Genomic DNA, 15,739 nt, shown 5'->3' with positions numbered 1-15,739 from the left:
ACCTCCGTTCAAGCCTAAGCCCTTGGATGACATCTATCATATATATCGCGGAGCTCTAAATCCAAATGTGTATATCGTTCCGTAGTAGATATAGAGGCATGACCGAGCAACTCTTGCAACGTCCTTAAATCCAACCCGCGTCTTAACATATGCGTGGCCAAAGAGTGTCGCAATACGTGCGGATGAAGCCTCGAAGTTGGAATGCCCGCTGCCCTTCCTCTACGACGCATGATTCTCCATAGATCTTCTCGATGAAGTCTCCGTCCCGTTCGCGTTAAAAATAACCAATGTTCCCCTCTTCGGTCAAGTTGCGGTCGTACGATTTCGACGTATCTTTTTAATTTTTCTTTGATGGATCCCAATAATGGAACAACTCTTTCCCTATCGCCCTTACCCACTACCCTCATGGCATTGCCATGCCAGTCAATGTCGCCAAGAGTCAGAGAGCAAACTTCGGAGGCCCTAAGCCCACAACCATATGTAACCTCAAAGATGGCCTCGTCTCTTTGTCCCAAAATTGATCCATCTCTACAGGAAGAGATAAGGCGTTCCACCTCGCCCTCGCTCAAAATTTGAGGCAATTTTTGCTCTTTAGAAGGCAGTGAGGGTAGCCATTGCTCTTCTTCTATCCATCCCTCAATTGACAGGTAGCGGTTCCACGATCGTATTGCTGCAGCATAACGTTGTAACGACGCTTTGGATTTACCTTGTTCCGACATTTCTTTTAAGAAACGTGACATGAATTCATGCCTTGGGGGGAAAGGATTAATATGGTGGCGTTCGCAAAAATCGAACCACTTCACCAGATCTGTCATATAAGCCTGAATGGTGTTTTCGCTGTACCCTCTTTCAAGGCGGAGGTAGCCCACAAATCCATCGATTAAAGCGTGTTCCAGATCAGCCACCTGCTTCACCTCTCTTTACATTGCGTTATAAGATATTTGCAAATTGCCTTCGAAAGCGTTATTCGGTTTTGGCAGGCATTTGCTTATTTTTAAGGCGATATACAGCTACTCTTATTTTGGATATAGGCGTAGCTGCATATCGCCCCTCGGTTTAACCAAAAGCACGATCAAATGGCTTTTTGTTCGCACCTAATCTAGCGATTGATTATTGGCCGACTTAAATACCACATTAATGCAACAAGGGTTTTGGCGTCTGCAATTTCTTTTTCCTCGATGAGTCGCTTGCATTCATCTGGGGTCAATGTGACTCCTTCGATTATTTCGTCTTCGTCACTATCCAGTCGCGACAGAAACAATTCAGTGGCGTAGAAAAGATGTATTATCTCGTCGCTGAAGCCAGGTGATGAGTAGAAGCTAGCTACGTGTTCCAAGCGTCTCGCGTCATAGCCGATTTCTTCCCTTAGTTCGCGCTTCGCTGTTTCCTCAGGCGTCTCACCTTTTTCCATTATGCCTGCAGGGATCTCAAGCAGTTCTTTCCCCACGGCATATCTGAATTGACGAACGACAAAAATGTTTCCCTCATCATCAACGGCTATTACGGCTACAGCTGGGGCGTGCTCAACGACTTCCCTTTTTGTCACATGGCCATTGGCAAGCTCAACCTCATCAATTCGTAATTTTACTATCTTTCCACTATAAATCTCTCTCGAACTTTTGGTACATTCGCTTCTATCCATGATCAATTATTTTTGTTATGCTTGGGCAACGTATTGTTTTCCTACCTCTTGTCCCTTTTCGAATGCCTTCATGTTAATCTCCAAGAGGTGAGCTTTTTTTGCGCCCAATATTTCTTGCACTGTTTCTTTGAGGGCATCGGCGGAAGCCATATCGGTAACCTCAGCTAACACCCCTAAAACTGCTATATTGGCTACTCTTTCATTGCCCAATTCTAAGGCAATGCTGTTGGCGTTTACTTTGACTATGTTTATGTCGTCGCGTGGGTTATCGTAAGTTACGAGATCTGCGTTGTATATCAAAGTTCCACCCTCTTTTAACCTGTTTACAAACTTCGTGAGCGATGGCTGGTTCATGATGACTAGCACGTCAGGAAAAGAAACAAGAGGAGAGGCGATTTCGCCATCGCTTACTATAACGCTGCAATTTGCTGTGCCACCGCGCATCTCAGGACCATAGGAAGGTATCCACATGACATTTTTGCCTTCGTTCATTGCGGCATGGGCTACTATCTGCCCAAGCAGCATTATGCCTTGCCCACCGAAACCAGCGGCTATCATTTCTCTGTAAAAGCTCATTTATGTCACCTACCTTAATCAGGGAGTTTGAACTCGCCCAAAGGATAGTAAGGAATCATGTTTTCCTCCAACCATTTCAAGGCCTCTGCGGGACGCATGCCCCAGTTCGTCGGACAGGTGGAAAGTACCTCTACGAGAGAAAAACCTTTTTCCTCTATTTGTGTCTGGAAGGCCTTTTTTATAGCTTCTTTAGCCTTGATGACATATTTTGGCCTTGCCACGGTAACGCGTGCAATATAACCCGGGGCCTCCAGGGTTGCCAACATTTCTGCTATTCTTATAGGATAGCCATTGACCTTAGGATCCCTACCATAGGGGCATGTGGTGGTTTTCTGTTTTAAAAGGGTCGTTGGAGCCATCTGTCCGCCCGTCATACCGTAAATGGCATTGTTGATAAATATTACGGTGATGTTTTCTCCTCTGTTAGCGGCATGGACTATTTCTGCGACACCTATTGAAGCCAAATCCCCGTCACCTTGGTAAGTGAAGACAGTAAGGTCTGGTCTCACTCGCTTACAGCCCGTTGCGACTGCCGGGGCGCGTCCGTGAGCTGCCTCGTACATATCGGTATTGATGTAGTTGTACATTAACACGGCACACCCGACGGGTGCTACGCCAACGGTTTTCTCTTGAATTCCAAATTCGTCTATTACTTCAGCTACCAGGCGATGCACGATGCCATGTGTGCACCCTGGGCAATAGTGCGTGGAAACGTCTGTCATGCATTTAGGGCGCTCAAAAATTTTTACCTCAGGCATTATTATCCCCCCTATAGTCGACCTAAAGCTTTCTTTGCGGCTTGCTCTATCTCTTCAACCGAAGGTGCCATTCCGCCGCATCTACCATAAAAGCTCACGGGAACTTTCTTACTGACACCTAGTTTCACGTCCTCTATCATCTGGCCACAGCTCATCTCGACGACCAACACGTGTTTCACGTTATCCGGAAGTTCGCTAAAAGGTTTATAAGGGAAGGGATACAGGCTTTGAGGTCTTATTATTCCCGCCTTAATTCCTTGATCCCTCAATTTCTTGACGGCAGATTTGGCGATTCTTGCAGTTGTGCCGTAAGCTGCTATTACTATTTCGGCATCATCGACGCTGGCGGATTCAAACCTTACTTCCTTTTCCTCCATGAGACGATATTTCTTTTGAAGCTTTTGGTTATGTTGCTCGAGTACCTCAGGATCCAAGGACAAGCTCTTTAACAAAGTTCGTTTGCCCCTTTGGGCCATGTATCCCACGGCCCACTCTTTAACGTCTGGAATATCGTAGCCTAATTTTACCTTCTTGAACTCAACTGCTTCCATCATTTGGCCCATGAATCCATCAGTCAAAATCATGACGGGATTTCTGTAAAATTCTGCAAGGTCGAAGGCCATCATGATAAACTCCGTGGCTTCCTGCAAAGAACCAGGAGCAAGTATCAAAAGACGATAGTCGCCATGTCCACCGCCTTTTGTGGCTTGAAGGTAATCTGACTGAGCGGGCAAGATTCCTCCTAAGCCGGGGCCTCCTCTCATTACGTTGATTATTACGCATGGCAATTCCGCCGCTGCAATATAGCTAATTCCTTCACTCATGAGGGAAATGCCCGGGCTTGACGAGGAGATCAACGTCCTAAAACCTGTTCCAGCCGCTCCAAAGATCATGTTAATTCCGGCCACTTCGCTCTCGGCTTGAAGGTATACCCCACCCACTTCGGGCAATCGCCTCGACATATATTCAGGTATCTCGTTTTGTGGTGTTATTGGATATCCGAAGAAATATTTACAGCCCGCTTGCACCGCGGCTTCGGCAAAAGCTTCATTGCCTTTCATTAAAACTCGATTCGACACTTATCACACCTCCACCTGGTTAAGATTCTATGCGGTATACCTCAATTGCTACGTCAGGGCACATCATAGCGCACATCTTGCAAGCTACACACCCTTCTTTGTACTGTTCCGCAGGCCTGTAGCCTTTGCTATTAATGCGATCGGAAATCTTAAGTACCTTGTTGGGACAGGCCTCAACGCATAGTCCACAGCTTTTACACATTTCCTCCAAAACCTCAATTCGCCCTTTGGGCATTCAAACCTCACTCCTTTCCCAAGGCATCAAAATTTTTCGGGTTAGAGGCCAAACCGTGACGTCTTTAACCCTATTTACAACATCATGATAGTTCGAGGTTAAGGTACTCAGATAGTATAGAGGGACATTATTTTGTATAGAGTAACTTTTTACTACCTCATACCCCGAAACTATATCTTCGCTGCTGGTTTCGCTCCCCAGATGGGGATTGCATATTATGCCATCGATAGATAACCCTGAAGTCCTTTCTATGCCGTTTTTCAACCTGGTGATATCTTCTTCTGTAGAACTCATCGGCCTAAAGGGGTTAACTACGTACAAGATAGAGTGATCCTGTTGTTCAATTTCGGGAAGAAGTTGTGTCAGCGCCAAGGCCCCCTTTTCGTCACCACCGATGTCTAGCAATACCCTGTTATCTTGCATGATTGCGTAGTGCACTTCAGAACTAACTAGAGGCAGATCGCTCCATTTGGTCTCTCCAGGAGGGGTGACAACCCTGTATCCTTCTTTTTGCAGCTTTGCCGCAATTTCTCTAACGCAGAAATATGGGTTCGTAATGTCAACGTCTACTACAGTTACATCTTCATCGATTGTCTTAAATGCACTTGCGAGGTTGAGCAAAAATTCAGTTTTCCCTGAACCCAATCTTCCTGTAACCGCTATCACTTTCCCCCATTGATATTTCATCAAAGCTTTCTGTCTTATATCATCCCAAATTGTCAAGGCAACACATCTCCCTCATGTAAGCGCAACCCGTTTATGAATGATCGTCCGTCAATAATAGCCTTTCCTTCCCATTGGACTTCCCGTAGCGATACCGCCCCCTTTCCGCAGGCGATTACCGGAAACCCCTCGTCAATACTTAGGATTGTCCTTGGCGTGCTTAAGGTTTCTTCTTTATTGATCAATTTCGTTCTCCAAACCTTCAATCTCTTGTTGTTTACGATAGTATATGCACCTGGCTTGGGATTTAACGCCCTCACTTTGTTGTGAATCTCAGTTGCCTTTTTGTCGAAGTCAAAAAAAGCTTCTTCATTTGTAATTTTGGGTGCATATGTAGCCGTTGACTCATCTTGTTCTTTGAATTTGGCCGTTCCGGCAACGAGTAAATTCAAAGCAGTGACAAGCAAATCCACACCCGCAGAAAGGAGTTTCTCGCTTAACATACCAGCCGTATCGTCAATGTCAATAGGAACTTCTTCTTGTGCCAAGATAGGCCCTGCGTCCATCAGCTCTGTTAGTTTGAACACCGTTACACCCGTCACTTTTTGACCATCCATCAATGCCCTTTGTATGGGGGCGGCTCCCCTATATTTGGGCAGAAGGGAGGGATGTAAATTAATGCAGCCAAACTTGGGGATGGATAGAAAAGGTTCTTTCACCTTTTGTCCAAAGTCTATCACTATTATTACATCGAGCTTTTGGGCTCCTAATTCTCCCTTGAGAGCTTCATCTAAATTGATATTTTCGCTCCTCCATAGATTTAACTTTAGCGAATTTGCTACTTCTTCGACCTTGTTAAGCCTTAACTTTAAGCCTCTTCCAGAAGGCTTTGGATTCGATGTGACCACCAAATCAGGAAAAACACCCTTTTTGGTCAATTCAAGCAAGCACTGTGCACCCCAGGAACCTGACGCCATATACCAAAACTTCAATGAGCTTCATCCTTTTTAATTCGTTTTAACCTTTTTTTGATTAAATTCCTCTTAAAGGGCGATACTAAATCAATGATGAGCTTGCCCCGCAGATGATCTATTTCATGACAAAAGGCCCTTGCCAGCATGCCTGATGCTTCCACTGTGTACTTTTCTCCCTCTTCATTATAAGCCTCTATTATCACCGTCTCAGGCCTTTTGATTTCCTCGAACACGCCGGGAAAACTCAGACATCCTTCCTCTCCCGCTTGTTCTCCCTTTTTTTCTATAATGACGGGGTTAATTAGCGTGAATTTTTTTCCTTCGTGGTCTACAACGGCTATCATAAGGTTAATTCCAACTTGTGGGGCAGCCAACCCCAATCCATCGTTTGCATACATTGTTTCAAACATATCATCTATTATTTTCTTTAGACTGTCATCAAAGACGATTACCTTTTTGTTCTTGGCACGAAGGATTGGATCGGGATATTCCCTGATCTCCAAAATTGCCACCTTGATACCCCTTTCCCGAACAAAGAGGCGCATTTCTTAAAGCGCCTCTTTGTTACCTTTTAGACTAACTTTCTTGTTTTGATTATAGCATACACATTTTGGCGTAGAAAGGGGGCTTAGGCTTTGAGCTGATCCCTTAAGACATCACCTATTGTTACCATGGCTTCCTCGGTTTCTTTGGCCAGAGGATTATCTTTATTCTCCTTATTGGCTTGGTTTTGCCTTTCTTCTCTTTCTTGTTGGCGCTGTTTTTCTTCTTCCTCTTCTTCCAGTGCTCTGATGCTTAATCTTATGCGTTTTTCCTCAGGATCAACTTCCAATATTCTAGCCCTTATTTCGTTGCCCTTCTTTAAAACCTTTGATACATCATTAATATGTCGTCTGGAAATTTGGGATATATGAACAAGCCCTTCCACACCTTTTTCAATTTCTACAAAAGCGCCGAAATCGACCACCTTTACGACTTTGACGTCAACATCCTGGCCAGGCTGGTAACGCTCCGCCACAGTGTTCCAAGGATCGTGTAATTGCTTATATCCCAAGCTCATTCTTTTTTGATCTGTATCGATATCTAAAACTTGAACCTCGATTTCCTGGCCTTTCTTTAAGATCTCGCGCGGGTGATCTATATGTCCCCAGGAAATGTCGCTTATATGAATCAAACCCTCTACACCTGGTCTGACCTCGACAAAGGCGCCGAAGTCCACGGTATTAGTGATGCGACCCACGATTTTGTCTCCCGGTTTGACTTCTTCTCCTATTACTTCCCACGGGTCTGGTTCGGTTTGTTTCATGCTTAAGGAAATCCTTTCCTGCTCAGGATCGATGCTTAAAACCTTGACTTTTATCTTACTGCCTCTTTTAACTACATCACGTGGCTTTATGTTTTTTCTCCAGGAAAGCTCACTAATGTGAACCAACCCCTCTACGGGACCTAAATCTACGAACGCTCCGAAGGAAGTTATGCTGGTTACTACCCCATCGAGCACATCGCCAACTTTTATGTTTTCGAAGAATTCCTTCTTCTTGCGAGCGATTTCCTCTTCCAATAGCAATCTCCTCGAAAAGATTAGTCTCCTTTTTCTGCGGTCCTTTTCCAGCAACTTTACTTCTATTTCTTGATTGATGAACTTAGAGGGGTTCACCATCCTGCCTTCTTCCGCTAAATGGGAAATTGGAATGAAACCTTCTAGTCCATGAACGTTGACGATCAAACCGCCCTTTACCTTCCGCAGGCCCAGGACCTTTATTGTCTCTTCCTGTTTCAAGGTCTTTTCCAATTCATCCCATCTTTCGTCGAAGAGCAAGCGCCATCGGCTTAGGAATACCTGGGATTCCTCGCCATAGACTACCCGGGTTACTTCGGCGCGAACTTTATCGCCAACGTTTGGTTCCCTGCCATCGTCAACTAATATTCTATGTGTCCACTCGCGCTTTGGCAGAAATCCTTCGCATTTAAATCCAATGTCAACTAACCATCCATCGTCATTGCTGTCGATTATTAGGCCCTCCACTACCTTGCCTCTGTGTATGCTCTCTGGCCCGTGCTTCGTTATAAGTTCCTCCATTGTTTCTTGTGTTTCTGTTTCTTGTGTTTCCTGTGTTTCTTGATTTTCCTGCGCGGGAGGGATCTCCTTCGTCTCAGCTTCAACTTGCTGTTGTCCCTCTCGCTTTTCTCCCTCAACCATTACCAACCATCCTCCCTTAACTACCTACTTGATAATGAATTAATTACATCATTTATTAGCCAATCCGGAGTCGATGCTCCGGCAGCTATGCCTATTATATGTTTATTTTCCAACCAAGATTTGTCTATTTCGTCAGGTTTTGCGATGCAAAGGACATCGCTTCCCTCCCTTTTGCCTACCTCGACGAGCTTAGCTGTGTTGGTGCTGTTGCGTCCACCGATCACAATTATTCCTTCCGTTTCAGCTGCTAATTTTCTCACTGTTTCCTGTCTGTGTAAAGTTGCCTTGCAAATTGTATTATAGGCTCTTAATTCCCGGGCCTTTCGCAAAAGAACGCTAACGATGGAGAGCAAGGTCCCTTCTTCTTGAGTTGTTTGAGAGACCACGCCGATTTTATCTTTGCTGGGAAAATCTGTGACATCCTTTGAGGAGCTGACCACACTAGCCCGACCCGCTGTGCACCCCTTAATACTTTGAACCTCAGGGTGTTTGGGATCTCCCACTACGATCACTTCGTACCCTTCTCGGGATAAAAGGCGGGCTTTTTCTTGAGCGTTCTTCACGGAGGGGCATGTTCCGTCGATTATAGTGCATCCCTTTTCCCGGGCTTTTTCGAGAATCTCGGGGGTGGTACCATGAGCTCTTATGAAAACGACGGATGACTGTGGTAATTCTTCTACCTCTTCAACTAACTCCAATCCCAAGGAGATTAATCTCTTTACTTCTTCCTCATTGTGGATTGGGCTACCTAGGGCGTAGACCTTGCCGTAATCTTTCAAAGCCGCTTCAAGTTTGTCTATGGCTCGCTTTACTCCAAAACAGAAACCCAATGGTTTGCCAATGACCAATCTCATATTTCCTTACTCGGCTCCCGTGTGCTTTAAAATTTTCTCAACGATATCATTAATTACTGTTTCTTTATTTGTTTCATCTAAATCATACCACATGACGGGCTTAAATTTTTTAAACCACGTCATTTGTCTTCTATAAAAGGATTTTGTAGCCCTAATATAGTATGCCAAAGCTTCCTCCATGCTGTAAAGCCCTCGTAGATACTTAATGACTTCTCTATATCCGAATCCCTGCATAGGGGCAAATCTTTCGTCAAAACCATTTTTTAGGAGCCAGTTTACTTCATCGATTAAACCCCTTTGAAATTGACCTTTTGCCCTAAGTTCTATATTTTTATAAGCAATTTCTCTTGACCTGATTATACCAATATAAAGGACATCGTAAGGGTTTTTGATTTTTTTGCCATGCTTATACCACCAAGAAGCAGGTTTGCCGGTCGTGTAAAGTATTTCCAGGCCTCGGACTATCCTGACCAGGTCGTTAGGATGAATCCGCGATGCTAATTTAGGATCGGACTCCTCTAATTTATGGTATAGGTGCTTTTTCCCCTTGGTTTCTGCCTCTTGGAGCAAACTCTTTCTTATCTCGGGATCACTTTCGAGTGAAGCCGTAAGCAACTCAGCAAACAAAGAATTGTAGTAAAAAGGTGTTCCACCGACCAGTAACGGTCTTTTTTTTCGAACGGTGATCCTCTTTATGGCGCTGTTGGCTTCTTCTACAAATCTGGCTGCCGTAAAGGTGTCGTCGGGATCCGCTACATCTATGAGATGATGAATTGTGTGCAACCTTTCTTTTCTTGACACCTTATCGGTACCTATGTCCATGTATCTGTAGACCTGTCTTGAGTCGACAGAGATTACCTCTCCCTTAATCAAAGGTGCTATCTCAAGAGAGATCGCTGTCTTGCCTACAGCAGTGGGGCCTATGATGGCAGCTACGGGGATTTTGCCCTCGCTTTTGGTCACGTCATTTCCCCCTAAACTAAAGAGTTTTATATAAGTTTTGAAACCTCACGGCAAGTGATACCTTCTTTAGCCCTTGGTGGTTCTTGGGTCATCCGATAAATTTTTAAAATCAAGGTAGCTTTGAAGCAAGAGCGAAGCAGCAACCATATCGACCTTACTCCTTCTTTTTTTCCCTGACATGTTAGACTCACGCAGAAACTTTTGAGCCATTGCTGTAGTGTATCGTTCGTCCCAAAGTATGAAGGTGATGTCTGGAAATATCTTTTTTAATTTTTCCACTAAAGACACAATTTCATTTGCTTCCTTGTCTTGTTTTCCCGACGTGCGGACTGGAAGGCCCACTACTATGGTTGAAACGTCATGCTCGTTTATAAGTCGAGCCAGATCTTCAAGCCAATTTCCCTTAGCATCTAAAAAACCAACCCCTTGGGCAAATATGCCTAAGGGGTCGCTTATCGCCACGCCGATACGAACGCTTCCTATGTCTAAGGCTAAAATATTTCCCAACCTTTATGCCTCCATCATCTCTTGCAGGATCCGGGGAACGGAGTTTAAAGCCTCTTCGAGCTTGCTTGCGTCTTTTCCCCCAGCCTGGGCAATGTTTGGCCTTCCTCCTCCGCCTCCGTCAACTATGGCTGCAACTTTATTTATTAATTTCCCGGCATGAATGCCTTCTTTAACAGCTTCATCGTCCGCCATGGCTACAAGCAGCACTTTTTCGTCAGAAACGCTACCTAGTACTATTAGAACTTTTTTAAAACCCTTCTTTAAATGATCTCCGACTTCCCGTAAGGTTTCGGCTTCCAAATCATCAAATTTTCCCACGAGAATGGTTACGTCCCCCACTATCTGACGCTGGGATGTAATTTTTTCGCATTGAGATAAAGCCAACTTTAATTTTGTCTTGTTTAATTCCGTCTTGATATCCTTTAGTTCTTTCAGTGTCGAGGTAAACTTTTCTTTCAAGTACTTTGTCTCGATACCAGCCGTCGCGGCTAAGTCTTCTGTCAAAAAGTGCAATTCTTGATAATGAAGGACTGCCGGCATGCCTGCAAGGGCTGTGATACGTCTAAGACCGGATCCGATGTTTTCGTCTCTCACGATTTTTATCACGCCTATATCGCCCGTGGCGTTTACGTGCAAACCCCCGCACAGCTCTGCACAATACCCGGGTATTTGCACCACTCGAACTATTTCCCCGTATTTTTCCTCAAAAAAAGCCTTTGCACCGATCTTTTTGGCTTTATCCATCGTGGTCTCGAATACGTTTACCTTTATATTCATCTGGATAATCTCATTGGCAATGCGCTCGATTTCGACCAATTCCTCCCGAGATATGAAATCAAAGTGAGTAAAGTCGAAACGCAAGTAATCGGGAGAAACATACGAACCGGCCTGACGCACGTGCGAACCAAGCACCCTTACAAGAGCTTCGTGTATTATGTGCGTAGAGGTATGATGACGTCTGATTGCATTTCTCCTTGAGGTGTCCACCTTTGCTTCCACTTCATCGTTGACAGCTATATACCCAGATTTGACTATCGCCTTATGTGCTATGAGAGTATCAAGGACATAATAAGCATCAAGTACCTCCAGCTTGGCAGTAGCTGACTCTATCCATCCTTTGTCTCCTACCTGTCCGCCCTTCTCGGCGTAAAAGGGAGTTTTATCCAAGAAAAGTTCTATCTCTTCTCCTTCATGGGCTTCTGGTGTTTCTTGGGATTCCTTGAGTATTGCTACCACTTTGGCGCTTGCTTCGCTTGTCTGGTAGCCCACAAATTCTGTATAACCTAACTTAGCTGCGATCGAAGAATAGGTCTCCGTTTCTGTCGCGGAGCTAAGCTGCTTGCTTGCCGCCCTAGCTGTTTTCCTTTGGTGTTCCATGCATTTGATAAACCCTTCCCTATCAACCTTAAGTCCATGTTCCTGGCATATTTCCTCGGTAAGTTCTAAGGGAAAACCGTAAGTATCGTATAATACGAAAGCTGTTTCTCCGGGTAAAATGACACCGTCTTCCTTTGTAATCTTAGATATCTCCTCTTCAAGCAGGGTGCTGCCTTGATCTAATGTCCGGCTAAATCTTTTCTCCTCCACGCTGATGACTGACTCTATGGTCGACCTGTATTCCACCAACTCTTTATATGGATCTGCCATAGTTTCTATCAGTTCAGGCAGCAAATCTATCAAAAAGGGCCTATCTAAGCCGAGCAATCGCCCATAGCGCGATGCTCTTCGAAGCAGTCGTCTCAATACGTAGCCCCTTCCTTCGTTAGAGGGAAGGACGCCGTCGGCAATCATAAAAGCCAGTGCCCTGATGTGGTCTGCAATAACTCTCATGGCCGTATCATATTGCTTGTTTACGAGGTATCTCGCGCCGGACAAGCTCGATATCTTGTTTATGAGGGGCATGAATAAATCCGTCTCGAAATCAGACCTCACACCCTGAACGATAGAGGCAAGTCGTTCCAAGCCTAACCCGGTATCAATGTTTTTCTTCGGCAACGGCGTGAGGTTGCCCTCCTCATCCCTGTTGTACTGCATAAACACCAAGTTCCATACCTCCAGATATCTATCGCAGTCACAACCCACAAAACAATCGGGCTTTCCGCAGGAAAACGCGGGTCCTTGATCGTAAATGAGCTCGGAACAGGGACCACATGGGCCTACCGGTCCGGCAGCCCAAAAGTTGTCCTCTTCCCCCATCCGCACTATCCTATCTTTAGGAAGCCCTACAGCAGTGCGCCATATTTCGAAGGCCTCGTCGTCATCCAGATATATGGTAGCGTATAACCTTTCCGGAGAAAGACCAATTACCTCTGTCAAAAACTCCCATGCCCAGGGAATGGCCTTTTCCTTAAAGTAATCGCCAAAGCTGAAGTTCCCCAACATTTCAAAGAAGGTATGATGCCTTGAGGTTCTCCCTACGTTTTCTATGTCACTGGTGCGCAGGCACTTTTGAGAGGTCGTGGCCCTTAAAACCTCGGGTTTTTTGAGCCCCAGGAAATAGGGTTTAAAGGGAACCATGCCTGCTATGGTAAAAAGCAAGGATGGGTCGTCGGGGATTAAGCTGAAACTGGGATACCTTTTATGTCCCTTTTGTTCGAAATAAGATAGAAAAAGTTCTCTTAATTCTTTTCCGCTTCTTTTTTTCACGGGAAATTGAATCCTCCTTTCGAGGTGTGCAAGGCTTAAAATATAATTATAATTCATTGCAAACTAAAGGGCCATTAATTCGTCTCTCGCGTTTCTTGCCTCGTGTTGAATCTTTTCATAGTCCATAGTAGTAAATTCGCCATCTTTATATATCCATTTTCCCTTTATCATGGTCCCGCAAATGTCTCTTGAACTTCCAGAAAAAACTATGAAGCTTGCCAAGTTATCGCAGTTCCATCCAACATAACGCGGGTTGTCCAAATCTACCACGACAAAGTCCGCATTCCAGCCTTTTTTTATGAGGCCAACTTCGGAAAAACCCAGCGCCTTATGTCCGGCGTAAGTTGCCATTTTAATCGCATCTTTCGATTTAATCAAGGTGGGATCCCTGTGGTAACCCTTTTGAATCAAGGAAGCCGTTCGCATTTCAAGCCAAAGGTCTAATCTGTTGTTGCTCGCTGCTCCATCGCTGCCCAAGGCTACGTTGACTCCTCTTTCAATCATCTGCGATACAGGAGCAAAACCGCTTCCAAGCTTTAAATTACTGCTTGGATTGTGAACGACCGTGACGTTGTCCCTTGCAATTTCCTGCAGTCTATTCTGGGGAAACCAAACCCCGTGAGCCAAGATGAGGTGAGAGGCATCCGTAAGGCCCGTTTCATAAAGCAGGTCAATCGGATCTTTTTTTAATTCTTCCTTTATATATCCCACCTCCCACTCCGTCTCGAGCCAATGAGTGTGTATTCCTATGCCGAGCCCTCTGGCAGCCTCAGCAACGCGGGAAAGCGATTTCACAGAAACGGTATAAGGGGCGTGAGGTCCAAGCTGAACCGTTATTAAGTCATCTTTACCATGCCAGCGATCGTAAAGTTTTATTCCCTCCTTTAATTTTAACGAGAAAATAGGAGGCTTGCCGATCAAGCCTTGACAAAGACCGCATCTCATCCCAGCTTCCATGGCAACATTTGCAACTTCATCCATGTGAAAATACATATCTCCAAAACATGTAATGCCTGACCTCGCCATTTCAATTACTCCAAGTTGAGTCCCAATCCTTATGTGGCGAGGTTTAAGACGCTCTTCTACTGGCCAGATGTGTTTTTCAAGCCAATCCTTCAAGGGTGTTTCTTCTCCCAACCCTCGAAGCAACGTCATAGCCGCATGTGTATGAGCGTTTGCAAAACCCGGCAGCAGAGCTTTCTTGCCTTGACATAGGTATTCTTCTTTGGCTTTTATACTTGATCTTTGTTCTCCCGAGAGTATATGAGATATGTGGCCTTGCGTTACCGCGATATCACATACTTCTGCCTTCTCACGCGATCCGTCCAACACGACGGCATCTCTGAAGATCAGATCTGTTTCTCTATCGGACTCAGGTTCAAAGTGACAACTGGTCATTCTTCCCACCTTCCCATGTACTCTTCTTGTTCCGGTGTCAACTTTTCAAGTTTAATTCCCAAGGCCTCAAGCTTCAAATGTGCAACCTTCTTGTCGATGTCCACTGGAACAGGATAAAGACCTGGTTCCAGGTCGTTTTCGTTGATGTAAAGCACCGATAACAACTGAAGCGCAAAGGACAGGTCCATTATTTCGATCGGATGTCCATCTCCGCCGGCCAGGTTTACGAGTCTACCCTCGACTAAAAGGTGAAAAGACCTTCCGTCATCTGTTATGTAAGTGGTTACGCCTTGACGGGTTGGCATTTTTTTGGCAGATATTTCGCTCAAGTCTATACAGGATATTTCAACGTCGAAGTGGCCTGCGTTTGCCAAAATCACTCCATCTTTCATGACGGCGAAGTGCTCTTTTCTTATCACATTAATGTTTCCGGTGGTGGTTATAAATATGTCTCCGGTACATGCTGCCGTTGCCATGTCCGTGACGTAAAAGCCGTCCATATAGGCTTCCAAAGCTCTATGAGGATCGGATTCAACTATTGTTACGCGTGCTCCTAACCCAGAAGCTCTCGAGGCAACTCCCCTGCCACACCATCCATATCCGCACACGACGACTTCTTTTCCTGCCACGAGCATGTTTGTCAGCCTGCATACGGCGTCCCACACGGATTGGCCGGTGCCGTATCTATTGTCAAAGAGATGTTTGCTTAATGCATCGTTGACGGCGAGCATGGGAAAGGCGAGAATTCCTTCCCTTGACATGGCTTTTAATCTCTTTACGCCTGTTGTGGTTTCCTCACATCCGCCTTTAATGTATGGCAGGAGATCGGGTCTTTGTTTATGTATGAGCGTTACGAGATCGCCACCATCATCTATCAGTATTTGTGGCGACCACGCAAGCAACGCATGCAGGTTTCCGTAATATTCCTCCATCGTCATGCCGTGCCAGCTGTATACTTTTATGCCGTTTGCCACTAAGGCGGCGCAAACGTCATCTTGAGTGGATAAGGGGTTGCTTCCTGCAGCCACTACATCTGCGCCTAAAGCCCTCAGGGCCCTTAACAGACATGCGGTCTTAGCCTCGAGATGTAGACAGGCAGCAACTCTTATGCCGTTTAACGGGCGTTCTTTTTTATATTTTTCCTGAAGGAGTTTTAATACAGGCATGAAATTCCACGCCCAGGCAATTTTTATTTTGCCCTGATCCGCCAAAGCAGGATTAGCTATACGATATTCTTCCATGTC

The 15,739-nt window shown here is 45.2% G+C and carries 16 protein-coding genes; all 16 read right to left on the bottom strand.

Going from position 1 to position 15,739, the window contains the following annotated elements:
• Positions 1–14: 14 nt before the first annotated feature.
• On the bottom strand, positions 15–905 hold the full coding sequence (locus tag AC5SXE_RS06860) for a tyrosine-type recombinase/integrase (protein WP_493917000.1): 891 nt from the start codon (positions 903–905) through the stop codon (positions 15–17).
• Positions 906–1,099: 194 nt separating this feature from the next.
• Positions 1,100–1,642 (bottom strand): NUDIX hydrolase, encoded by a 543-nt coding sequence (locus AC5SXE_RS06855; protein ID WP_493916999.1) that lies wholly within the window; start codon positions 1,640–1,642, stop codon positions 1,100–1,102.
• 15 nt (positions 1,643–1,657) lie between these two features.
• A complete protein-coding gene (locus tag AC5SXE_RS06850; RefSeq protein ID WP_303884328.1) occupies positions 1,658–2,218 on the bottom strand; it encodes a 2-oxoacid:ferredoxin oxidoreductase subunit gamma family protein in 561 nt (186 codons plus the stop codon).
• Between the two features lie 14 nt (positions 2,219–2,232).
• Positions 2,233–2,976 (bottom strand): thiamine pyrophosphate-dependent enzyme, encoded by a 744-nt coding sequence (locus tag AC5SXE_RS06845; protein ID WP_323721487.1) that lies wholly within the window; start codon positions 2,974–2,976, stop codon positions 2,233–2,235.
• A gap of 11 nt (positions 2,977–2,987) precedes the next feature.
• A complete protein-coding gene (vorB, locus tag AC5SXE_RS06840; RefSeq protein ID WP_493916998.1) occupies positions 2,988–4,055 on the bottom strand; it encodes a 3-methyl-2-oxobutanoate dehydrogenase subunit VorB in 1,068 nt (355 codons plus the stop codon).
• 19 nt (positions 4,056–4,074) lie between these two features.
• Positions 4,075–4,290: a 4Fe-4S dicluster domain-containing protein gene (locus AC5SXE_RS06835; protein ID WP_303884325.1), complete on the bottom strand. Its 216-nt coding sequence runs from the start codon at positions 4,288–4,290 to the stop codon at positions 4,075–4,077.
• Complete coding sequence (locus AC5SXE_RS06830; protein WP_493916997.1) at positions 4,291–5,013, bottom strand: hypothetical protein; 723 nt, start codon at positions 5,011–5,013, stop codon at positions 4,291–4,293. It abuts the gene before it with no gap.
• Positions 5,010–5,945 (bottom strand): methionyl-tRNA formyltransferase, encoded by a 936-nt coding sequence (gene fmt / locus AC5SXE_RS06825; protein WP_493916996.1) that lies wholly within the window; start codon positions 5,943–5,945, stop codon positions 5,010–5,012. Before fmt ends, AC5SXE_RS06830 begins: the two co-directional genes overlap by 4 nt.
• Positions 5,942–6,439, bottom strand: coding sequence for a peptide deformylase (gene def / locus AC5SXE_RS06820; protein ID WP_493916995.1), 498 nt, complete (start codon positions 6,437–6,439; stop codon positions 5,942–5,944). The genes fmt and def overlap by 4 nt, the downstream gene beginning before the upstream one ends.
• 116 nt (positions 6,440–6,555) lie before the next feature.
• On the bottom strand, positions 6,556–8,127 hold the full coding sequence (rpsA, locus tag AC5SXE_RS06815; RefSeq protein WP_493916994.1) for a 30S ribosomal protein S1: 1,572 nt from the start codon (positions 8,125–8,127) through the stop codon (positions 6,556–6,558).
• Between the two features lie 20 nt (positions 8,128–8,147).
• A complete protein-coding gene (gene ispH / locus AC5SXE_RS06810) occupies positions 8,148–8,981 on the bottom strand; it encodes a 4-hydroxy-3-methylbut-2-enyl diphosphate reductase (RefSeq protein WP_493916993.1) in 834 nt (277 codons plus the stop codon).
• Positions 8,982–8,987: 6 nt separating this feature from the next.
• Positions 8,988–9,944 (bottom strand): tRNA (adenosine(37)-N6)-dimethylallyltransferase MiaA, encoded by a 957-nt coding sequence (miaA, locus tag AC5SXE_RS06805; RefSeq protein ID WP_493916992.1) that lies wholly within the window; start codon positions 9,942–9,944, stop codon positions 8,988–8,990.
• A 66-nt stretch (positions 9,945–10,010) separates the two neighbouring features.
• Positions 10,011–10,451: a Holliday junction resolvase RuvX gene (gene ruvX, locus AC5SXE_RS06800; RefSeq protein WP_493916991.1), complete on the bottom strand. Its 441-nt coding sequence runs from the start codon at positions 10,449–10,451 to the stop codon at positions 10,011–10,013.
• A gap of 3 nt (positions 10,452–10,454) precedes the next feature.
• Positions 10,455–13,097: an alanine--tRNA ligase gene (gene alaS / locus AC5SXE_RS06795; protein ID WP_493916990.1), complete on the bottom strand. Its 2,643-nt coding sequence runs from the start codon at positions 13,095–13,097 to the stop codon at positions 10,455–10,457.
• A gap of 63 nt (positions 13,098–13,160) precedes the next feature.
• Entirely contained in the window at positions 13,161–14,495 is a 1,335-nt protein-coding gene (locus tag AC5SXE_RS06790; protein ID WP_493916989.1) for an amidohydrolase, read from the bottom strand.
• A complete protein-coding gene (locus AC5SXE_RS06785) occupies positions 14,492–15,736 on the bottom strand; it encodes an adenosylhomocysteinase (RefSeq protein ID WP_493916988.1) in 1,245 nt (414 codons plus the stop codon). Before AC5SXE_RS06785 ends, AC5SXE_RS06790 begins: the two co-directional genes overlap by 4 nt.
• Positions 15,737–15,739: the final 3 nt, after the last annotated feature.

The organism is Acetomicrobium sp., from assembly GCF_059026225.1.
The sequence above is the reverse complement of the archived record's forward strand: the minus strand, read 5'-3'. Positions and strand labels throughout refer to the sequence as shown.